Below are 20,164 nucleotides of genomic sequence, written 5' to 3'. Positions count from 1 at the left end.
CCGCTCCCGCTCCCTGGCCGGCAGACCACCGATCCCGTCGGCTAGCCGCAGCAGCGAGTGGTTGTCCGGCAGAAGCAGGAAGCCGGGATCGACGCGTCGGCACGAGCGAGAGCGACATCCAGCTGCGGCTTGATCATTCGTGCCTCGGTCGTGCGCTGCAACCGCGTGTAGCACTCGTGCAGACCGACCAATGCCCACACGTTGTTCGGGTGCCGGTTCGCCCGGATGATCGTGTCGTCGAGTCCCAGGTCGGCTTCGTAGGCCGCGGCGGCCTCCTCGACCTGACCCTGCTCCAGCAGCAGCGCGCCCAGCGCGTGCCTGCTGGGCATCATCCAGCCCCACGGCTCGTCGTAGGGCAAGTTGTCCTCGTTCTCGACCGCCTTGCGCAGATGCGCGAAGGCGAGCGCGTGGTTCCCCTTGTGGTACTCGACCTCTCCGGTGAGCATCTCCCTGGCGACGCCGAGGATGTCGTGGCACTCGACGACGTGCAGGCGCCGGGTCTCCGGCACCTTCGCGGCCGCCTCCTCGAACCGGCGCTGCGCCATGGCCGCCTCGTCGTGCTGCTTGAGGTTGGCGTGCGCGACGGCCTTGCCGTAGTGGTTCATCGCCGTGGTCATGCTGTACAGCTCCGGCTCGTCCGGCAGCGGATCGGCGATGAGCTCCCGCCACCGGCCGAAGCGCACGAGCGCATGCGTCTTGACCGACATGTAGGCCTCGAGCCAGTCGGCCATCGGCGGGTTCTGCATCCGGACCAGCTCGTCCGGGATGGTCTCCAACATCGTGCGCGCGGCCTCCATCGCCGGCTCGAACCGGCCGAGCAGCATCGCCCCGTGCATCTTGAAGTGGTAGTTGTGCACCCGGTACAGCGAGTAGAAGTTCAGCGCTCCCGCGTACTCCCAGTACTTCATGTCCCTCTCGATGCCGATGTGGTTCCAGTCCACGACGTCCTGGTAGTTGCCGCACAGCACGTCGATGTGGGTCGGCATGTGCGCCAGGTGCCCGGAGTCCGGTACCAGCCGGCGCAGTTCGTCGGCGACGCGCAGCGCTGCCTCCGGAGTGCCCGACATCTCCATGAGGTGGATGTATAGGTGCCAGATCCCCGGATGCGGCCGGTCGCCACGACCGCGGACGACCGCGATGCCGTGTTCGAGGAGCGCCTTGCACTCCAGGGTGTCCGCGCCGGGCGTGGGGTCGCCGGAGCGCAGGTCCCACATGTTCCACGGCGTGCGGTTCAGCATCGCCTCGGCCGCGAGCATGACCACGTCGGGATCGTCGGGGAACCGCCGGACGACCTCCCGCATGGCATCGGTGTAGGCGTCGCTCCACACCGACAGATCCGGTGCGGGAGTATCGGCCTGATAGCGCGCGCCCAAGGCCGCGATCAGCGCCTGCTCGGCTTCGGAGGCACCGGCCATCGCGCTGCGCGCCTTCGCGACGGCTTCTCGCGACCGCCGCAGCGTCTCGGTGATCTCCCGCTCGTCGAACAGCTCCCACGGCTTGTTGTAGTTCGGACCGATGACGTAGGCGATGCCCCAATGCGCCATCGCGCAGTCCGGATCGTGTTCGAGCGCCTTGCGGAAACAGGCCTCGGCCTCTTCGTGGACGTAACCGAACGTCCAGTTCAGGCCCCGGTCGAACCACTTCTGCGCCGCCGGCGAAGAAGTCGTGACCGGGCGGCGGTACGAACCCATATCGAAAGCGTAGTCACCCATCGATTCTCCAGCTCCCCAGGCGAAATCCTGCCCCGAGGCTACGGAGACGCTGTGTCGGGAACAACGACGTTCCACCCATCGGCGTGCGTTCGGCGAAGGTCGAGCGGTCGACGCCCTTCGTGCTCGCGCACTCCGTCCGTTCCGGCACGATCCGGCCATCCGAGGCGCTAGCTTGAAGCGAGACGCACCGAGCTGCCCGCTTTGCTGGGGTGGCGGGCCGGCCGCTCGGGCGAGCGACCACGAGGGGACGATGACGCATGTACGCGGTGCTCGGAGCGACCGGACTCAACGGTGGGCAGGCAGCGGCGGCGCTGCGCCGACGACGGCTCGCGGTGCGCGCCGTGGTCCGCGACGAGAGCCGCGGCGGGGCGCTGCGTGAGATGGGCTGCGAGCTCGCCGTCGCCGACATCGCCGATCTCGACAGCCTCGCCGCCGCCTGCACCGGCGTGAACGGCGTGTTCGTCATGCTGCCGACGCACTACGACGCAACCGATGTCCTCGCGACCTACGACCGCCAGATCGAAAAGATCACCGCGGCCCTCGAGATCGCGAAACCGCCGCACGTGGTCGCGCTCTCGGCCGAAGGCTCCGAGATCCCGCAGGGCACCGGCCTGATCCTGACCACGCGAGCACTGGAGGCAGCACTTCGCGACACCGGACTGCCGACCACGGTCCTGCGCTGCCCGCAGTTCATGGAGAACTGGCGGTACGCCATCGAGCCGGCTCGCCGCGACGGCGTGTTCCCCAGCTTCCTGACCCCGCTGGAGCGGAAGATCCGCATGGTCTCCGCGATCGACGTCGGCGAAGCGATCGCGGACGCGCTCGAGGACCCCGCGGAATCGACGCGGATCCGGTTCATCACCGGCCCGCACGACTACTCACCCGCGGACACGGCGCACGTGCTGTCCGACCTCCTCGCCCGCGACGTGCACGCGGTCGAAGTGGCGCGCAGCGAGTGGATGGGACTGTTCACCGGCATCTCGGGATGCAGCCCGGACGCGGCACACCTGCTGACCGACATGTACGACGCGTTCAACGCGGGCAAGCTCGGCGTGGAACCCGGTGCCGGAAAGGAACTCACCGGATCCACCACGCTGGAACATGCGCTCGCCGAATGCCTCGCCACAACCACGGGTTGAGCGCCTACGCCGAGCGGGGCGGAGCCGGCTGCGGATCCATGCAGGCGAGCGCTCTCCCCTGCTGTCAGCCGCCGGCCATGTCGGCAACGGCAGACGGGTGCCGAGCGAGCAGTTCGTCGAGGCGTGAACCGACCTCCGCGCAGTTGCGGCGCACGACGGACAGGAACGCCGCCAGCACCGGCGACCGATCGGTCACGCGGAAGGACATGTGCAGATCCGGCAGCCGGAACCGGGGTTCGACGTCGCAGAACCGGATGTCGTCGCGGGCTATCAGCCGCATGCGGTGCGGGCCGAGCCCGACCCCGACGCAGCACGCGGCGAGCCCGGCGATCGTGTGGATGTCGCGCGCCATCGTGGCGCCGTCGAGGACGGCCGGGTCCGGCCCGAACACCGGTCTCAGGTAGGAGCTCGCCGCGTCCGGGCTGACCACGAGCGGCTCCCGGCCCAACTGCTCGACATCGATGGACGGGCGCCCGGCGAAGGGATGCGCCGCGGACACCACGGCCACCAGATGATCCGCGCCGATCGGCACGGTGACCAGGTCCTCCGCTCCGGTGCCGCGAGGGCTGCCCCGACCGACGGCAACGTCGAGCTCGCCGGCCAGAAGGGCCGCCGTCCCCGTGGGGGTGTCGAGCTCCTGGAGCGAGAGCCGGACCTGCGGGTGGGTGCGGCGGAACCGGCCGAGCACTCCCGGCAGCGGGTCGAGCAGCGCGGACCCGATGAACCCGATCCGCAGCCGCCCGGTCTCCCCGCGCGCCGCCCTCCCCGCGTCGACCTGCGCGAGTCTCATCTCGGCGAGTGCACTGCGCGCCCGGGTGAGGAAGGCTTCTCCGGCGGCGGTCGGCAGCACCCCGCGGGAGGTGCGGTCGAACAGCCGCTCGCCGACCTCTCGTTCCAAAGCGGCGATCTGCGTCGACAACGGAGGCTGGGCGATCCCCAGCGACGCCGCCGCGCGGCCGAAATGCTGGTGCTCGGCGAGCGCGAGCGCGTAGCGGAGGTGACGGGCTTCCACACCCCCACTATATGTCTGAGATATCGCAGAGGCGGTCGTGAGATATATCGATGGATAAGATGGCGACAAGGGTGTGATCTGGTGCGGTACGTGATCACCACTCCAGAAGGGCCCCGACGTGACCCGTCCGTCCTCGTCCGAGACCGTCTTCCTGTTCGTCCACGGTGCCTGGCATTCCTCGCTGCACTGGGCGGAAACGCTGCGCGCCCTGGCACTCCAGGACCTCGCAGGCATCGCGATCGACCTGCCCGGCAGCGGGCTCGGCGCGCCGGTCCCCACCGGCTACTTCCAGCCCGGGCAGCCGGGACTCGCCACTGAGAAGTCGGCGCTGGCCGAGGTCACGCCGGCTCAGATCACCGACGTCGTGCTGGACGCGCTGGCCGCGGTCCGCACCCGGTTCCGCAACGTGGTGCTGGTCGCCCACAGCGCGGGCGGCGCCCCGGCCTCCGCCGCTGCCGAGCGGGCCCCCGAACTCGTCGACCACCTCGTGTACCTGTCCTCGTTCGTTCCCGCGGGCCGCCCCCGGTTCTCCGACTACATCGAGGCGGAACAGAACGCGGGCGCGGTCCGGATCCCGCCGCTCGGAGACCCGGCCGAGCTGGGTGCCTTCCGGATCAACCCGCTGTCGCCCGACCCCGCCGACATCGACGTCATCCGCCGAGCCTTCCTGAACGATCTCCCCGCGACCGCTCCGGATACCTGGCGGCAGTTCCTGCACCCGGACCAGCCGTTCACGAGCGTCACCACACCGGTACCGGTCACGCCCGAACGCTGGGGACGGATCGCCCGCACGTTCATCCGGCTGACCGACGACCTGGCGCTGCCGCTCGTCACCCAGGACTTGATGATCGACGAGGCCAACCAGGTGGTGCCGGACCTGCCGCTGCAGGTGCGCACCCTTCCTGGCGGCCACTCACCGTTCGTGACCCGGCCCGCGGAGCTCGCGGCGGTGCTCGCGAGCGTCGCCTTGCAGAGGACCGCCCGGTGACGCTCCTGCGTGCACCGGCGCCGGCGCGACGACTCCTCCTACCGATCATCCTGTCCGGCACCTTCGTCCAGCTGTTCAGCGTCACGGTCATGCAGGTGGCCGTGGTCGACGTGCAGCGGGATCTCGGCGCCGGCGAAGGCGAGAGCCAGCTCGTTCTCACCGGCTACACGCTCACCTACGCCTGCTCGCTGATCATCTCGGCACGGCTGGGCGACCGGTACGGCTACCGGAGGATGTTCGTCGCCGGGATGGCGCTGTTCACCGTCGCCTCGGTCGGGTCGGCCGCGGCACCGGAAGCCTGGCTACTGGTTGCGGGCCGCCTCGCGCAGGGCGTCGGCAGCGGGCTCGTGGCACCCCAGATCCTGTCGATCATCCAGTCGGCGCTGCCCGCGAGCCGCCGGCCCGCCGCGCTGAGCGCCTACGGGGCGACCATGGCGGGGGCGTCGCTGGCGGGTCCGGTGCTCGGTGGTGTGCTGATCCAGCTCAACCCGCTGGGCTTGGGCTGGCGGGCCGCGATGCTGGTGGCAGTACCTGTCGGAGTCGCCGCCCTCCTGCTGTCACCGTCGCTGCCCTCCAGCCGGAAAGGGCATGGGGCGAAGCGCGTCGATCCGGTCGGCGCGGTCCTGAGCCTTCTGGGACTGGCCCTGCTGGTGCTGCCCCTGTCGGTAGGGCGCGACGCCGGGTGGCCGATGTGGACCTGGGTGAGTTTGGCGTCGGCATTGGTCTTGATGACCGGGTTCGCGTTGTCCCAGCGCAGGGTGGCGGACCCGCTCGTGCACCCCACCACGCTGGCCGAGCCCGCGACGAGATGGGGCTTGGGGATCGTCTTCGTCTTCAACGCGGGGGTGCCGTCCTTCACGCTGCTGCTGTCGATGCACCTGCAGGGAGCGCAGGGCTGGAGTGAACTCGGGACAGGGCTGACCATCACCCCGTACGCCGTCGGGGCTCTGGTCGGCAGCGGGTTCGCGAACAACCTGGGGAAGCGCTTCGGACCCGGGATCCTCGCCGCGTCCGCCGTCACGATGGCGTTGGTGTCCCTCGTCGTCGCGGCGATCACGGGTGAGGACAACCTGCTGTGGGTGCTCTGGCTCGCTCTGTTCCTGGGCGGAACCGGGTTCGGGGTGTTCACCGCCTCGGCGTTCACCCACGTCATCGCCAGAGTTCGCGCCGAGGCCGCCACATCCGTCTCGGGCCTGCTCCCGACCGCGCAGCAGCTCGGCGGGACGCTGGGCGTCACGCTCGCCGGTATCGCCTACTCGGTGCCCGCCGCCAGCACCGACGACGCGCTGTGGCACGCCATGACCTACGAGGCCGCGACGTTCGCCCTGGCCGCGGTCCTCACTGTCGGCCTGACCGGCGGGATGGCCGGTCGCGCAACTCGAGCGGCACCACCACGACCCTGCCCGAAGACCTGCTAGACGGGAAGGTGCAGTGCCGACAGATGGGTGCTGTCGCGGAGGACGGTGAGCGACGGCGGCCGGCCGTGCGGGATCTGGGCGCAGTGGTCGGCGTCGATACCTGCGATGGAGAGCCGGACCCTGCTGCCTGTTGCGAACCGCCAAGCGGTTGGCAGCAGGGGAATGCGGACATGCTCGGGTTCACCCGGGACGAGCGGTTCGGCGTCGTCGCGGCGGAAGGTGTGGTAGGGCCACGTCGTGCGGTAGTGGGCCGGGGCTGGGGGCTTTCGCGTCGGTGGAGGAGGCGGAGCAGTCCTTCGGTGACGTACCGGTGGGGGCCGTCGGCTTCGATTTCGGTCAGGTATACGAACAGCGCGGCGTCGGGTTCGGTCGCGCTGATCCAGAGATCGGCGATGGCGTGTCCGGCGAGCGCGACCGGTGTCGGCAGAGGTTCGGATGTGTAGCTGAGCATCTCGTCGGTCCGCCCCTGCCAGGTGGTGTAGTAGCTCCTGGCGTCGATGGCGGCGATGCGTTCGTAGCGGGTGTCGTTTCCCGTTCCGATGCTGAAATCGACCTGGTAGGTGTCTTCTGCGGACCCGCTCGGCCGCGGCTCGTCCTGGGAAAGGAGGTTTCCTCCGGCCAGGTGGAGCGTTGAAGACCGCACGAGCGGGACAAGTCGTTGCGTCGGTCCGCGCCCCAAACCGGCGTCCACTGCGGACTTCCGTCTGAGTTCGAGCAGGAGCCGGTCGGACTACAGGGCGATCCCAGCCCGCACACCATCGGAGATGGCGTTCCTGAGCAAGCGAGGCGCCTTGGCATCGCCGACCACGTGGACGGGCAGCTCAGGAGCCGTCGCGCTCAGGTGGCGGTGGAGCTCGCCGAGCGGACGCCGGTACCCGACGAACACCACGAGTTGGTATGCCTCGGGCTCGATCGGTTCCTCCGTCCAGGCATCACGCAGCAGCAGCCGGCCGTCGCCCGCCCCTGCGAGCTGCTGGTCAGGCAAGATTCGCACGGTCGAAGCACGCAGCAGTTGTTCCAGCTCGGGACGGTTGGGCGGTTCGAGGTGCGACAGCGGGGACTCGTGCGGCGTGGCGAGCGTGACGGTCAGTCCCCGGTCGGCGAGCAAAAGGGCCGCGTCGGCACCTCGTCGATGTCCTTCGGCGTCGTAGACCAGTGCACGCGCACCGGCCCGCAGCTCCGCGGTGCCGTCGAACAGCTCGAACTCGGTCACCGACGGACAGTCCAGGCCGGCGGCCTCCGGGGGCACGAACGCGGTCGAGCCGGTCGCGATGACCAGGGCTTCCGCGCCGTCGGCGACGAACCGGTCGACGTCGGCCGGGGACAGCTCGGACTCCAGGCGGGTCTCGACTCCGAGCCGGTTCATCTCGCCTTCCAGCCAGTCGACGTGGCGGGCCAGGTGCGGGCGGTTGCCGACCGTGGAGGCCAACCGCACCTGACCGCCAAGCCGACCGGTCCGCTCGTGGATGGTGACCGCGTGGCCTCGCGTGGCGGCGATCCGGGCGGCTTCCAAACCGGCAGGGCCCGCCCCCACCACGACGATCCGTCGAGGGGCGGTCGCGGCGGCGAAGGCGTCCAGGCCCTCCTCCCCCACGCTCGGGTTGACCGTGCACGCCAGCGCGTGACCGACCACAACACGGCGGCAGCCCTCGTTGATCGCGATGCAGGGCCGGACCCGGTCGGCGGCACCGGCGGCCAGCCGTGCAGGCAGGTCGGGGTCCGCGATGAGCGCGCGGGTCATCCCGACCAGATCCGCGTCACCGGAGGAAATGGTCCGCTCGCCGAGGTCGGCGTCGAGAACCCGCCCGGCGACCAGAACCGGCTGGCCGACCCGCTGTCGGAAAGCGCGGCCGAGGTGGTTGTAGCAGGCAGGGGACATGGCTTCGGTGGGCACGGTCGCGGCGTGGCCGCGGGCGGTCATGCCGCTGCCGCCCGAGACGCTGAACAGGTCGATCCGGGGATGGCCGCTCATCACCCCGGCGATGTCGAGCAGGTCCGCGGGACTGAGCCCGGTAGCCGTGGAAAGCGCGTCCCCGGACATCCGGAAGGAGACGACGAAGTCGTCGGGCACGGCGGAGGCCACCGCATCCAGCACCTCGCGGCCGAAGCGCAGCCGGTTGTCCGGCGATCCGCCGTAGCGGTCGGTGCGCCGGTTCAGCACCGGACTCCAGAACATCTCGATGAGGTGGCTTCCGAAGGCCGTGACCTCGATGCCGTCGAACCCGCAGCGGTGCAGCCGCCGCGCGGCCGCGGCGTAGGCCCGCAGGACGTCCTGGATCTGGAACTCCCCGAGTTCGTCCGGTGCGCCATACCCACCGCCGGCCGCACCATGCGACGGGGCCACCAGCCACGGGTCACGCCCCATCGGGCTTTCCCGGATCGAGCGGTGCGAAGCCTGGCAGAGCAGAACCGCGCCGTGGCCGGTGACCCGGTCGGCCAGATCCGCCAGCAGCGGCTCGTTCTCGGGGTTCCAGAGCGCGATCATGCCGGGGTTCGCGGCGTCCGGGTGCACCGACGCGGAGCCGCCTGCGACGATCAGGCCCGCACCGCCGGCAGCGCGCCGCTCGTAGTGACCGATGAGCCGCTCCGTGATCCGGCCGTCCCGCGCGAGCTTGTCGCCATGTGCGGTCAGCGCGATCCGGTTCTTGAGGGTGCGGCCCGCCAGCGTGAACGGACTCAGCAGTGATTCGTGCGAGGTGGACATCATCGCCCTCCCGTACGGCTACGGCCTCGGCAAGAAGAGGCGGTTGGTTGCCAGGAACGCTAGGGGCGAGCCACTATCGAAGTCACGTCGAAGTATTCGGCTTCAAACATCGAAAGCGTTCATGTGCTGGTTCCCGAGGAGATCGAGACGTTCCTCGCGATCGCCCGCTTCGGCAGCCTCGGCGCGGCCGCCGAAGCGCTGCACGCCTCCCAGTCGACGGTGAGCTACCGGCTGCAGGCGCTGGAGCGCCGCATGGGGCAGCGACTGGTCGAACGCGCCCGCGGCGACAAGCGCACGACCCTGTCCACTGCCGGGGCGAACTTCCTCGCCGTCGCCGAGCGCTGGGAGGACCTGGCCGAGGAGACGCGGCGGATCCGCAACCGGCACCACGTCCCGGTGCGCATCGGGGCGGCCGACGCGATCGCGATCCACGTGCTTCCACCGGTGCTGCGCGAGCTGACGGAGGACCCCACCGCTCCTCGGATCACCGTGGAGACCGCCACCGGGCCCGGCGTGTGCGACCGGGTCGCGCTGAGCCATCTCGACGTCGGTTTCGTCTTCTTCGAACGCGTGCACGCCGACCTGCGCGTGGAGCCGGTCGCGACCAGCGAGATGCGGCTGTTCCTCGCGCGGGGCTCCGAGGCCGGTGCCGTAGACGGCCACCCCGTCTCGTTGCGGGAACTGCGACTCGACCGGGAGGTGCGGCTGCCCTGGGGTCCTGACCTGCTGGCATGGCGGCAACGTTTCCCCTGGTCCGAGCCGCTGGCCGAGGTCGCCAAGGCGTTCGCGCTCTGGCCCTTCCTGCAGGCACCCGACGTGTGGGCGGTCGCTCCGGCCTTCATGGCCGCGGACTTGGTGCAACGCACCGGCTGCACGGTCCACCCGGTGGTCGAAGAGCCACCCGCTCGCACCATCTACCGGATCACCCACCGCAAGCCCAGAGCGACCATCGCGCACGCCGTCCGGACCGTGGAACGCACCTGGGCACGGGTCGCGTCGCAGGTCGGCAGGCCCGGAACCGGCCTGCACATGCTCGACAGCCCAGAAGCCTGAAAACTCTGCGACAACTGCGGTTCGCGCCGAGTCAACTCGCCCTGGTACCCGTGGGCACACACCGCAGGCTGCGTTCCGGCGACGAGCGAAGAGGGTTCCCATGGGTTCTGACCACAGCAGCGACTACATCATCGTCGGGGCGGGTTCGGCCGGCAGCGCGCTGGCACGCCGGCTCGTCGACGCGGGCCGCTCCGTACACGTTCTGGAAGCCGGTCCGGTCGACAGCGCGGAGGCGATCCACAGCCCGCAGGGCTGGCCCACCCTGCTGGCCGGACCCCAGGACTGGACGGTGATGACCGTCCCGCAGAAGTTCGCCGACGACCGCTCGTTGTTCTGGCCCCGTGGCAAGGTCCTCGGCGGCTGCAGTTCCCTCAACGGCATGATCTACATGCGCGGGCACAGCAGCGACTACGACGGTTGGGTCGCGCAAGGCTGCACCGGCTGGGGCTGGGACGACGTCCGGCCGCTGTTCCTGCGATCGGAGGACCACCTGGCCGGTGCCGACGCCCATCACGCGACCGGCGGGCCGCTGCCGGTCAGCCCGATCACCGACCCGCACCCCACCTCGCAGGCGTTCGTCGACGCCGCCCTCGCCGCGGGCCACAAGCGCAACGAGGACTTCAACGGCGAGGACATGCGCGGTGCCGGCTTCAACGAGATGACCGTCCGCGACGGCCGCCGGATGAGCGCCTGGCAGAGCTTCGCCGCACCGATCCTCGGCCACCCGGCGCTGACCGTCACCACCGACGCCCTGATCGACCGGGTCGTCGTCGAGAACGGCCGCGCGGTCGGCGTCGAGTACGTCCTGGGCGGCGAGCGGCACGTCGCGCGCGCCGGCGCGGAGGTCGTCCTGTCCGCGGGCACCATCGACTCGCCCGCGATCCTGCTCCGCAGCGGCATCGGCCCGGCGGCCCACTTGCGCGACCTCGGCATCGACGTCGTCGAGAACCTCGCCGGTGTCGGCGAGAACCTGCACGACCACCCGCTGATCAGTGTCGTCTACGAGTCCACCAAGCCGCTCCCGGACGGGCAGGCGAACCTGCTGGAGGCCCAGTTCTACGCCGACAGCACCGGCTGGACCGGGGCCGCGCCGGACCTGCAGCCGCTGTTCCTGCACCTGGTGTACCCGGCCGAAGGCTACGAGATGCCCGAGCACGGCTACACCATCGCCGCGGGGCTCGTCGCGCCCAAGTCCCGGGGGACGCTGCGCCTGGCCTCGGCCGATCCCGCCACGCCGGCGCTGGTCGACCCGCGGATCCTCGCCGACCCGTACGACCTCGAGGCGCTGTGCGACGCGATCGAGATGAGCCGCGAGGTCGGCGCGCAGCAGGCCTTCGACCAGTGGCGCAAGCGCGAGGTCGCCCCGGGGCCGGAGGCGACCACGCGGGACGACATCCGCGAGTTCGCCCGCCGCTCGGTCGGGACCTACCACCACCAGGCCGGTACCTGCCGGATGGGCGTGGACGAACTCGCCGTCGTCGACCCGGACCTGCGGGTCCGCGGGATCGAAGGGCTGCGGGTCGCGGACGCTTCGATCATGCCGGTCGTGCCGTCCTGCAACACCAACGCTCCATCGATCATGATCGGCGAGAAGGCCGCGGACCTGATCACCGCCTAGAACCCGCAGACGGCTCGTGGCGGAGGGAACCGAGCCCCGGCACGGCTCCCTCCGCCACGCACCGGGAAACCCTGCCAACCCCAGGCTCGCCGCGAAGCGATCATCCGGAGTACATCTCCCGCTCGTGGCCCATCACCGCGATGCGCCGGCCACGCATGTCCCCGACCTGGGCCACGGCCGCCGCCCACTCCGGACTGGCCAACGCCTTGCGCAGGTCGTCCTCGCTGTCGAAGCTGAGCACGGACACCCCGTCCCACCCCTGCGACCGCGATTCCAGCGCTGAGTCGATCTCGGTGTGCCGCCACGCCCGCAGGCCGGGCAGACGGCAGGTCAGCTCGGCGTGTTCACCTCGCCACCAGTCGATGAACTGCTCGTGCGTCCAGTCCGGCGGGCGTGAAGCGAGCAGGACGAGGTTGTACATGGCGTCTCCGTGTTCCGTCGATGAGCAAAGCAGTGCTCACTGGAGTTCGAGTAGGTCGGCGAGGCGGCCCAGGTGATCGTCGGCGGTGCCGAGCATGACCTCCGATGAACGCGCCCGCCTGAGGTACAGGTGCGCGGGGTGCTCCCATGTGAACCCGATCCCGCCGTGCAGCTGGACGTATTCGGCCGCGGCGCGCCGGAACGCCTGGGAGCACACCGCCTTGGCCGTGCTGGCCGCGACCGGCAGATCCGATGACGCGCTTGTGACGCACGCGGTGGCGTAGGCGGCGGCCGACCGGGCGGCCTCCACCTCGACCAGCAGATCGGCCAGCCGGTGCTTCACTGCCTGGAACGAACCGATCGCACGCCCGAACTGCTTGCGCTGCAGGGCGTACGACACGGTGGCGTCGAGCGCGTGCCCGCAGCCACCTTCCTGTTCGACCGCCAACGCCACTCGCCCGATGTCGAGCACCCTTCGCATGACGTCGAGCGCTCGATCACCCGCCTCCCCGACCGGCGTCGCCGCCGCCCCGGTGAACTCCAGCCGCGCTTGGCGACGAGTCGGGTCGAGCACCTGTCGTGGCGTCCGGGTGCACCCGCCCGTGCCGGCCTCCCACAGCAGCAGCCGGGGACCCTCCGGCGAGCGGGCGTGCACCAGGACCAGGTCCGCCCCGTGCCCGTCCAGCACGAAATCCGCGCCGCCGCGAAGTATCCAACCCGCCCGTGCCGGCTCCGCGACGACCTCGGTCTCGTCGCCGAAACCGGCCACCGTCGCGGTGGTCTCGCCCTCGGCGATCCCCGGCAGGTAGCGCGCACGGGCGTCGTCGTCGCCGCTCAACAGCAGCGCCTGCACGGCGAGCGCGAGCGTGGGCAGCAGAGGAGCGCAGCACAGGGCGCGCCCGGCTTCGCCCAGCACCACCGCGAGCTCGGTGAACGAGTACCCGGCACCGCCGTACTCCTCCGGGACCACCAGGCACTGCACGCCGATCTCGGCGGCCAGCCGCCGCCACTGCACCTCGTCGTGTCCCCGCGCGGACTCGACGTGCTTGCGGATGTCCTCGGGGGACGAGGTCTCGGCGAAGAAGTCCCGCAGCAGGTGCCGCAACTGCGACCGTTCGGGGGTCTCCAGAAGCAGAGCAGGGTCGATGTTCAGGTCCCGCATCGAACCTCCCGGCGGCGGGTCCGACACCCACCTCAAGTGAACTGAATTGACTTCAGGATAGGTCGCGTGGCACCGCTCGGCAAGGCCGCGCGCGCTGGTTGACGCATCCGCCGGAGACTCCTATCTTCCAACTGAAGTCGGTTCACCACTGCGGCGTGACCCTCCTACCGGAGCAGTTTCCCCCGGCGTCGGCGGCAAAGCGTCCGGCGTTGCTGCCGCGCACGCCCGCTCCGTCCCGCGCTTCGCCACCGAGGCTCCGGGCTTTCGACGCGCGCATCCGTCCGACGAGACGTCACGACCACCGAATGTGGGAGGAAGTAGCGATGGCCGACTCCGCGCAGGCGATCTCCGGGCGGAACCCAGCAGTAGGCGCGCCATTGGCTGCGGCGAGCCCGTTCGAGATCGCGAACCTGCGTCTCGCGAACCGGCTGGTCGCCGCAGCCCACGCCACCGCGGCGGTCGTCGACGGCGCCCCGACCACCGCGGACGCCGCGTACTGGCGACGCCTCGCACGTGGAGGCGTGAGCATGGTCATCACCGGCGGAACCGTCGTCGCACGCGAATCCACGATCCGCCAGCGGTACCTGACCGAAGCGTGGCGCCCGGAGATCCGCGATGCCCTTCGAAGACGCGCCCAAGCCATCACCTCGTCCGGCGCGGTCGCCATCGCACAACTGGTGCACCTGGGCCGGGAAACGCTCGGAGCGGCAAGCCACTACGCACCCGTGTCCGCCGGCGCGGTCCGCTCGCCACGTGAACCCACCGCCCCGTTCCCGATGACCACCGCCGAGATCCGGCGCGTGGTGGACCAGTTCCGCATGTCGGCGGCCAATGCGGTGAGCGCCGGATTCCACGGAGTGGAGCTCTCCGCCGGGCACGGCTACCTGTTGGCCCAGTTCCTGTCCCGGGCGACCAACACGCGCACCGACGAGTACGGCGGCAGCCCCGATCGGCGCATCGCCCTGCTGTCCCAGGTGATCGACGCGGTGCGAGCCGAGATCGGCGCGGCGCCGATCGGCGTCCGGGTCTCGGTCGAGGGTGGCGCGGAGTCCGGTCTGGACCTCGACGATCTGCTCGACCTGTTGCCGCGCCTGCACAACGCTTCCCGCTTCGACTACCTCAACGTCACCACCGGCGTCCGCAACAGCTACGTCCAAGGCATGGCCACCACCAGTCCCCCACTGCTGGCGAGCGTCGACCGGCTCCGGGCGGCGCTCGACGTGCCGCTGCTGGTCAGCCAGTCGTTCCGGACGACGGCCGACATCGAGGCCGCGTTGCGATCGGGTGCGGACCTGGTAGGCGTGGCGCGAGCGCTGATCGCCGACCCGGACTTCCCGAAGAAAGTACTGGCGGGAGCCGAGAGGTCCGTTCGTCCCTGCACGGCGTGCAACGAGGACTGCCGCACGTTCGAACCGACCGCTCTGTGCACTGTGAACCCCGAGTTGGCACCACCGGGCCTCACGGTCCGCCCCGCCAGTCCGCTCCTGCTCTCGCGGGCGCGGGTCTCCGGGGGTGCCGGTGTCGCCGTGGTGGGTGCCGGCCCGGCGGGGATGGAGTGCGCGCTGAACCTCGGCCGCAACGGCGTGCCGGTGACGGTCTTCGAGCACGCCGACGAGGTCGGCGGGCAGCTCCGGTCTGCGGGTTCGGCGCCCTGGAGATCCGAATGGCGGCGTTTCGTCGACTACCAGTGCGCGCAGGTCCACGACACCGGCGCTCGGCTCGTGCTCGGGCACGCCCCGGCCGGGAGCGACCTGGCCGAGCACAGCCATGTCGTGCTCGCCACCGGCGCCGAAGAGACCGGCGCGCGCATCGCCGGCGAGGTCGCCCCGATCCCCAGCACGGATTTCCTCGCCCGGGCAGGGAAACTCACCCGACGCGGAGGCACCGTCGCGGTGCTGGACGACGGTTTCGGTTGGTGGAGCGGGATCGGCGCCGTTGAGGCCGCGCTCGCAGCCGGCGCGCGTGAGGTCCTGATGATCACACCCGGTGCCGGGTTCGCATCCGGTCTGTCGCTGGAGAACCGGACGCAACTGCTGCAACGGCTCGCCGGAGCCGCGTTGCGAATCATCCCCCTGACCACGGTCACCGGGGGCACCGGACATCGACTCACCCTCACAAGTCTCCTGGACGGCCGCAAGTCGTACGTCGAGGCCGACGTACTGGTGGTAGTAGGTGAACGCCGACCGCGGAAGTACCACCACGCCGCCGCAGCACAGCAGACCGTGCGCGCCATCGGCGACTGCGTCGTCCCCCGCCGCCTCTCGCACGCTGTCGCGGAGGGCCGGGCAGCCGCCGAGGCGATCCTCGCCGAACTCGGCCTCACGGCGCCGGTGCCCAGCTGACCGCCTGTGCGCCCGCGCCCGCGATGGACAGCGCCACGCGAGCGGCGATCTCGGCTTTCCGCAGCACGAACGAACAACCAGGGAAGAGGCTGCCATGCAGGATCGACTGTCCCAGCGGGTCGCACTCGTGACCGGAGCGAGCGGAGGCATCGGTGCGGCCATCTCGCACCGGCTGGCCGCCGAGGGCGCGACCGTCGTGGTCACCGACGTGGACCAGGACGCATGCGACCGGCTCACCGCGGATCTGGCCGACGCCGGGGCACGGGCGGTGGGCATGCGGCTCGACGTCACCGACGAGTCCGCCTGGCAGCAGGTCGTCACCAGTGTGCTCGAGGATCTCGGCGCCCTGGCCGTGCTGGTCAACAACGCCGGCATCGGCGAGGCGACCACGGTCGAGAGCGAAACCGCGGAGACCTGGGACCAGGTGACCGCGGTGACGCAAAGGGGCGTGTGGCTCGGCATGAAGCACGCCGGCCCGGTGATCGAACGCTGCGGAGGAGGGTCGATCGTGAACATCGCGTCGATCTTCGGCACCGTCGGCGGGTTCGGGACGCACTTCTCCTACCACGCGGCCAAGGGAGCGGTCCGCCTGATGACCAAGAACGCCGCGCTGCACTGGGGATCCCGCGGCGTGCGGGTCAACTCGGTGCACCCGGGCTTCATCGAGACCGACCGGTCGCGCGGACTGTGGCACGGCACCCGGCGGCACACCGCCATGGTGGAGGGCACTCCGATGGGCCGCCTCGGGCAGACCCACGAGGTCGCTGCCGCGGTGGCGTTCCTGGCTTCCGACGACGCCGGCTTCGTCACCGGCTCCGAGCTCTACGTGGACGGCGGTTGGACAGCGCGTTGACGTCCTCCCCGGCCTGACGGGCGGGGATTCCTACTGCGCCTACGCGGCGCTTCGGTGGGTTCCTGCTTCCACGGCCACCGCCCCGGTGTGGGGTCTTACGTCGCCTCCACAGGCGTTTAGCCTCTCCGCCCGTCCGGCGGCGAGGATGTTTGCGTGCTGCGTTGCGGTCGCGGTCGTGGACCGCGCCGCACGGGCACTCCCAGGTGCGTACCGACAGCGGTTTAGACCACATCTCATTTGGGTGTGCCCTTGGGAGGGGGATATCGTTGATCAACTGTGAGCGATGTGGAGAAGTGGTGTCCGGAGCCGTTGTGGCTGCTGGCGCGTTCGCTGTTGCCCGAAGCGCCGCAACGCCACCAGGGCGGAGGTCGGCGTCGGCTGGACGACCGCGCGGTGCTGGCCGCGATCCTGTACGTGCTGCAAACCGGGTGCGCCTGGTCAGCGCTGCCCACCTCGTTCGGAGTCAGCTGCGCCACCGCACACCGCCGGTTCACCGAGTGGTCCCAAGCCGACGTGTTCACCCGGCTGCACCAGGAACTGCTGGACCTGCTCGGCACCGCTGGAGCGATCGACTGGTCCCGGGCGTCGGTGGACAGCATGCACATCCGGGCGGGCAAAAGGGGGACCTGACCGGCCCCAGCCCGGTGGATCGAGGCAAGCCCGGCTCGAAGATCCACGCGATGAGCGACCGCAGTGGCATCCCGCTGGCCGTGGTCATCTCCGCGGCCAACCGCAACGATCACCGGGAACTTCAGACGGTGATCGATGCGGTTGCGCCGGTCAGAGGGTCTGCCGGACGGCCTCGACGTCGGCCGCGCAAGCTGCACGCCGACAAGGGCTACGACTATCCGGTCTGCCGACACGCGTTGCGTCGGAGAGGAATCATCGCCCGGATCGCTCGCCGGGGTATCGAGTCGACCACCCGGCTGGGACGCCACCGCTACGTCATCGAACGCACCCTGGAGTGGGTTTCCCGGTTCCGTCGGCTGGCTCGCCGCTACGAGCGCAAGGCCGCCCACTACGCGGCATTCGCCAGCCTGGCCTGCGCGGTGATCTGCTACCGCCGCGCCGCCAAACTGGATCTGCTCACCCATAACAACCCCAAATGAGATCCCGTCTTAGAGCCTGTTCCTGAACTTGATCTTGGGTGGTGGGTGGGTGCGGGCATGAGAAGGGACTCCTGGTAGATCGGTTGATGCCTAGTCATCCGCTCTACCGAGGAGTCCCGAGGTGTCATCGTGCCCGAATACGTCGCTGGTTCACGCGCGGGGTGGGCAATGCTGCCTGCTGGCCACCTCGCATCGCCGGTCACACAGGTCACGTCGCTATCCGTCGGATATGAGCGAGGCGCAGTGGGCGATCATCGAACCGCTGCTACCGACGCCAGGGTGGCTGGCCGGTCGAGGCGGGCGTCGAACCAAACACTGCCGCCGCGAGATCGTTGACGCGATCCTGTACGTGGTCGACAACGGCATCAAGTGGCGGGCTCTACCAGCGGATTTCCCGCCGTGGTCCACTGTGTACAACCACTTCGCTGCGTGGGAGTCAGTCGGAGCCACTCAAGCGCTGCTCGACGCTCTGCGTGATCGTGCGCGACTGTCCCAGGGGCGTCGTGCTGGACCCAGCGCCGGCAGTATCGACTCCGCCTCGGTCAAAGCCGCCGAGACCGTTAGCGCAGAGAGTCGGGGCTTCGACGCGGGCAAGAAGATCAACGGCCGTAAACGCCACATCGCTGTGGATACGCTCGGTCTCCTGATCTGCGTGCTCGTGACCGGTGCCGAGGCCCAAGACCGCGTCGCCGCTCGCAACCTCCTGGCTCGCCTGCGCTATCTGTGCCCGAGTATCCGCTTGGTCTGGGCCGATTCCGGCTACACAGGCACGCTCATCGACTGGACCAAGTCGTTGTTCGGGATCAGCATCGAAATCGTCTCGAAACTCGCAGGTCAGGTGGGGTTCGTTGTCCTGCCACGTCGATGGGTCGTGGAACGCACTCTGGCCTGGATCAACCAGCATCGCCGCTGCGTGCGCGACTACGAACGCCGCCCCGAACATCACGAAGCCATGGTCCGCTGGGCCATGATCCACACCATCAGCAAACGCCTCACCTGAGTTCAGGAACAGGCTCTTAGGGCCGTCGATGCGTCCGCAGTCCGAGCACGTCTGGCTGGTCGGCAGCCACCGGTCGGTGATCAGCAGGTCGCGGCCGTACCGCGCGGACTTCTCTTCGAGCAACCTGCGAAACGCACCCCACGAGGCGTCGTGCACCGACTTCGCCAGGCGGGTGCGGGCCAGGCCGGACACGGCCAGGTCTTCCAGCACGATCGTTTGGTTCTCGCGAACGATGCTGGTCGTGGCCTTGTACAGCCAGTCCTGCCGGGTGTCGGTGACCTTGGCGTGCTGCCGCGCCAGGCGCCGCCTGGCCTTGGCGCGATTGTTGCTGCCCTTTAGCTTGCGGGACACCGCGCGCTGCAGCCGCTTCAAACGGCGTTCGGCGCGACGCAGGAAGCGCGGGTTGTCGATAATGCGCCCGTTCTGGTCGACGGCGAACGCCGACAGTCCGAGGTCGAGACCGATCTCGATGTCGGAACCGTCGGTGTCGACGGCGGGCGGGAGGGTTTCGTCGCCGACCTCGACGACGAACGACGCGAAGTACCGGTCGTCGGCGGTCTTGACGACGGTGACCGAGCTGGGCGCACTCGGCAGGTCCCGTGACCAGGCGACCTTCACGCACCCGATTTTGGCCAGCGCCAACCGGCCGTTGCCTCGCAGGGTGAACGCGCCTCGGGTGAACCGAATGGCTTGCCGGTCGTCCTTGCGGGACTTGAACCGAGGCGCACCGATCTTCCGGCCCGCACGCTTGCCCTTCAGCGAGTCAAAGAAGTTCTTGTACGCCGCATCGCAGTCGCGGATGGTCTGTTGAAGCATCTGCGCCGGAGCTTCAGCGAGCCACGCACGTTCGGCGGTCTTCTTGGCGTCGGTGATCAGCCGCTTCTGCAACACGGTGCCGGTCGGGTACTTCTCCCCCGCCTTGTGCGCGTCCTGACGGGCACGCACGGCGTCGTTGTAGACCACGCGAGCACATCCGAACGCCCGAGCGAGTGCCTGACGCTGCCCCGGCGTGGGGTACAGGCGGTAGCGGTACCTCAGTTGCATGGCTGATCACCTCCTTCCGTTTGATCACCATACACTTGGTTTAATGGAGATCGATACGAGCTTCGGCACTGGTCGACACGTTATCCACCTCATGCACACGCACTTGGTTTTCATCACGAAGTATCGAAATCCGGTCTTCACGAGAGACCACCTGGACCGCATGGAAGAGATCATGCGAGCGGTGTGCGAGGACTTCGAGTGCGAACTCGCCGAGTTCAACGGCGAAACCAACCACGCACACCTGCTGGTGAACTTCCCGCCAAAGGTTGCGGTGTCGAAGCTGGTGAACAGCCTCAAGGGCGTGTCGTCGCGGCTGTTGCGCAAGGAGTTCGAGGACCTGCGGTTCGCCTACTGGAAAGGCGTTCGGTTGTGGTCGGGCTCATACTTCGCCGGATCAGTCGGCGGCGCCCCGATCAGCGTGGTTCGGCAGTACATCGAACAGCAGGCACGTCCCAGCGTGTAAGAACCGGCCTGACGACCGGTGGCCAAGCTTCACCTCCGCGAAGGACGGAGCACTGCCCGTCCTTACCGGTAGAAGCGCACGCACCTCGTTCCGGGTGGAGCCGGAACGAGGTGCTGACCGAGCTGGT

15 protein-coding genes and 2 pseudogenes are annotated in these 20,164 nt (G+C 69.6%); 10 read left to right on the top strand and 7 right to left on the bottom strand.

What is annotated here, in order from left to right:
• Positions 1-41: 41 nt before the first annotated feature.
• A complete protein-coding gene (locus SACE_RS13440) occupies positions 42-1,712 on the bottom strand; it encodes a hypothetical protein (RefSeq protein WP_009947837.1) in 1,671 nt (556 codons plus the stop codon).
• A gap of 257 nt (positions 1,713-1,969) precedes the next feature.
• Between SACE_RS13440 and SACE_RS13435 the strand changes: the two genes are divergently transcribed.
• Complete coding sequence (locus SACE_RS13435; protein ID WP_009947838.1) at positions 1,970-2,851, top strand: NmrA family NAD(P)-binding protein; 882 nt, start codon at positions 1,970-1,972, stop codon at positions 2,849-2,851.
• A gap of 64 nt (positions 2,852-2,915) precedes the next feature.
• Here the strand turns inward: SACE_RS13435 and SACE_RS13430 are convergent, their stop codons facing one another.
• Complete coding sequence (locus SACE_RS13430; RefSeq protein ID WP_009947839.1) at positions 2,916-3,863, bottom strand: LysR family transcriptional regulator; 948 nt, start codon at positions 3,861-3,863, stop codon at positions 2,916-2,918.
• Between the two features lie 118 nt (positions 3,864-3,981).
• Here SACE_RS13430 and SACE_RS13425 point away from each other — a divergent pair, with 118 nt between their 5' ends.
• A complete protein-coding gene (locus tag SACE_RS13425) occupies positions 3,982-4,851 on the top strand; it encodes an alpha/beta fold hydrolase (protein ID WP_009947840.1) in 870 nt (289 codons plus the stop codon).
• A complete protein-coding gene (locus tag SACE_RS13420) occupies positions 4,848-6,269 on the top strand; it encodes an MFS transporter (RefSeq protein ID WP_009947841.1) in 1,422 nt (473 codons plus the stop codon). The genes SACE_RS13425 and SACE_RS13420 overlap by 4 nt, the downstream gene beginning before the upstream one ends.
• Here SACE_RS13420 and SACE_RS40130 read toward each other — a convergent pair.
• Together SACE_RS40130 and SACE_RS13415 are read right to left on the bottom strand one after the other, a co-directional pair.
• Positions 6,266-6,912 (bottom strand): annotated as a pseudogene (locus SACE_RS40130) (CocE/NonD family hydrolase). The gene SACE_RS13420 and the pseudogene SACE_RS40130 overlap by 4 nt on opposite strands.
• 87 nt (positions 6,913-6,999) lie before the next feature.
• A complete protein-coding gene (locus SACE_RS13415) occupies positions 7,000-8,973 on the bottom strand; it encodes an oxidoreductase (RefSeq protein WP_011873820.1) in 1,974 nt (657 codons plus the stop codon).
• Between the two features lie 123 nt (positions 8,974-9,096).
• Between SACE_RS13415 and SACE_RS13410 the strand changes: the two genes are divergently transcribed.
• Together SACE_RS13410 and SACE_RS13405 are read left to right on the top strand one after the other, a co-directional pair.
• Positions 9,097-10,026, top strand: a complete 930-nt coding sequence (locus SACE_RS13410; RefSeq protein WP_009947844.1) for a LysR family transcriptional regulator — start codon at positions 9,097-9,099, stop codon at positions 10,024-10,026.
• Between the two features lie 100 nt (positions 10,027-10,126).
• Positions 10,127-11,644, top strand: a complete 1,518-nt coding sequence (locus SACE_RS13405; protein ID WP_011873819.1) for a GMC family oxidoreductase — start codon at positions 10,127-10,129, stop codon at positions 11,642-11,644.
• Between the two features lie 100 nt (positions 11,645-11,744).
• On the opposite strand, the gene SACE_RS13400 is transcribed toward SACE_RS13405, so the two are convergent.
• Together SACE_RS13400 and SACE_RS13395 are read right to left on the bottom strand one after the other, a co-directional pair.
• The gene (locus SACE_RS13400) at positions 11,745-12,065 is read right to left on the bottom strand and encodes an EthD domain-containing protein (RefSeq protein ID WP_009951513.1); all 321 of its coding nucleotides are present in this window, start codon (positions 12,063-12,065) and stop codon (positions 11,745-11,747) included.
• A 36-nt stretch (positions 12,066-12,101) separates the two neighbouring features.
• Positions 12,102-13,226, bottom strand: coding sequence for an acyl-CoA dehydrogenase family protein (locus tag SACE_RS13395; protein WP_009951515.1), 1,125 nt, complete (start codon positions 13,224-13,226; stop codon positions 12,102-12,104).
• A gap of 323 nt (positions 13,227-13,549) precedes the next feature.
• Here SACE_RS13395 and SACE_RS13390 point away from each other — a divergent pair, with 323 nt between their 5' ends.
• The 4 genes from SACE_RS13390 to SACE_RS40125 all read left to right on the top strand — a co-directional run bounded on the left by SACE_RS13390 (position 13,550) and on the right by SACE_RS40125 (position 18,530).
• Positions 13,550-15,568, top strand: a complete 2,019-nt coding sequence (locus tag SACE_RS13390) for an oxidoreductase (RefSeq protein WP_011873818.1) — start codon at positions 13,550-13,552, stop codon at positions 15,566-15,568.
• Positions 15,569-15,662: 94 nt separating this feature from the next.
• Entirely contained in the window at positions 15,663-16,421 is a 759-nt protein-coding gene (locus tag SACE_RS13385; protein WP_009951518.1) for an SDR family NAD(P)-dependent oxidoreductase, read from the top strand.
• Positions 16,422-16,706: 285 nt separating this feature from the next.
• Positions 16,707-17,530, top strand: a protein-coding gene (locus tag SACE_RS36405) for an IS5 family transposase (RefSeq protein WP_085982276.1) whose coding sequence is annotated in 2 segments (ribosomal slippage) — positions 16,707-17,049 and positions 17,049-17,530 — 825 coding nt in all. Because the reading frame shifts where the segments join, the coding sequence is not laid out codon by codon here.
• Positions 17,531-17,759: 229 nt separating this feature from the next.
• Complete coding sequence (locus SACE_RS40125) at positions 17,760-18,530, top strand: IS5 family transposase (protein WP_081468414.1); 771 nt, start codon at positions 17,760-17,762, stop codon at positions 18,528-18,530.
• A gap of 39 nt (positions 18,531-18,569) precedes the next feature.
• Here SACE_RS40125 and SACE_RS40120 read toward each other — a convergent pair.
• Positions 18,570-19,574 (bottom strand): annotated as a pseudogene (locus SACE_RS40120) (RNA-guided endonuclease InsQ/TnpB family protein); the annotation flags it as partial.
• A gap of 43 nt (positions 19,575-19,617) precedes the next feature.
• On the opposite strand from SACE_RS40120, the gene tnpA reads away from it, so the two are divergent.
• The gene (tnpA, locus tag SACE_RS13365) at positions 19,618-20,037 is read left to right on the top strand and encodes an IS200/IS605 family transposase (RefSeq protein WP_009950902.1); all 420 of its coding nucleotides are present in this window, start codon (positions 19,618-19,620) and stop codon (positions 20,035-20,037) included.
• Positions 20,038-20,164: the final 127 nt, after the last annotated feature.

The organism is Saccharopolyspora erythraea NRRL 2338 (genome assembly GCF_000062885.1).
Classification (GTDB): Bacteria; Actinomycetota; Actinomycetes; order Mycobacteriales; family Pseudonocardiaceae; genus Saccharopolyspora_D; species Saccharopolyspora_D erythraea.
The sequence above is the reverse complement of the archived record's forward strand: the minus strand, read 5'-3'. Positions and strand labels throughout refer to the sequence as shown.

What these genes read in the sequence shown, in the direction of transcription:
- SACE_RS13440 (WP_009947837.1), bottom strand. Translation starts at nt 1,712, where the DNA reads ATGGGTGACTACGCTTTCGATATGGGTTCGTACCGCCGCCCGGTCACG.
- SACE_RS13400 (WP_009951513.1), bottom strand. Translation starts at nt 12,065, where the DNA reads ATGTACAACCTCGTCCTGCTCGCTTCACGCCCGCCGGACTGGACGCAC.
- SACE_RS13405 (WP_011873819.1), top strand. Translation starts at nt 10,127, where the DNA reads ATGGGTTCTGACCACAGCAGCGACTACATCATCGTCGGGGCGGGTTCG.
- SACE_RS13415 (WP_011873820.1), bottom strand. Translation starts at nt 8,973, where the DNA reads ATGTCCACCTCGCACGAATCACTGCTGAGTCCGTTCACGCTGGCGGGC.
- SACE_RS13390 (WP_011873818.1), top strand. Translation starts at nt 13,550, where the DNA reads ATGGCCGACTCCGCGCAGGCGATCTCCGGGCGGAACCCAGCAGTAGGC.
- SACE_RS13385 (WP_009951518.1), top strand. Translation starts at nt 15,663, where the DNA reads ATGCAGGATCGACTGTCCCAGCGGGTCGCACTCGTGACCGGAGCGAGC.
- tnpA (WP_009950902.1), top strand. Translation starts at nt 19,618, where the DNA reads ATGGAGATCGATACGAGCTTCGGCACTGGTCGACACGTTATCCACCTC.
- SACE_RS13395 (WP_009951515.1), bottom strand. Translation starts at nt 13,226, where the DNA reads ATGCGGGACCTGAACATCGACCCTGCTCTGCTTCTGGAGACCCCCGAA.
- SACE_RS40125 (WP_081468414.1), top strand. Translation starts at nt 17,760, where the DNA reads ATGAGCGAGGCGCAGTGGGCGATCATCGAACCGCTGCTACCGACGCCA.
- SACE_RS13435 (WP_009947838.1), top strand. Translation starts at nt 1,970, where the DNA reads ATGTACGCGGTGCTCGGAGCGACCGGACTCAACGGTGGGCAGGCAGCG.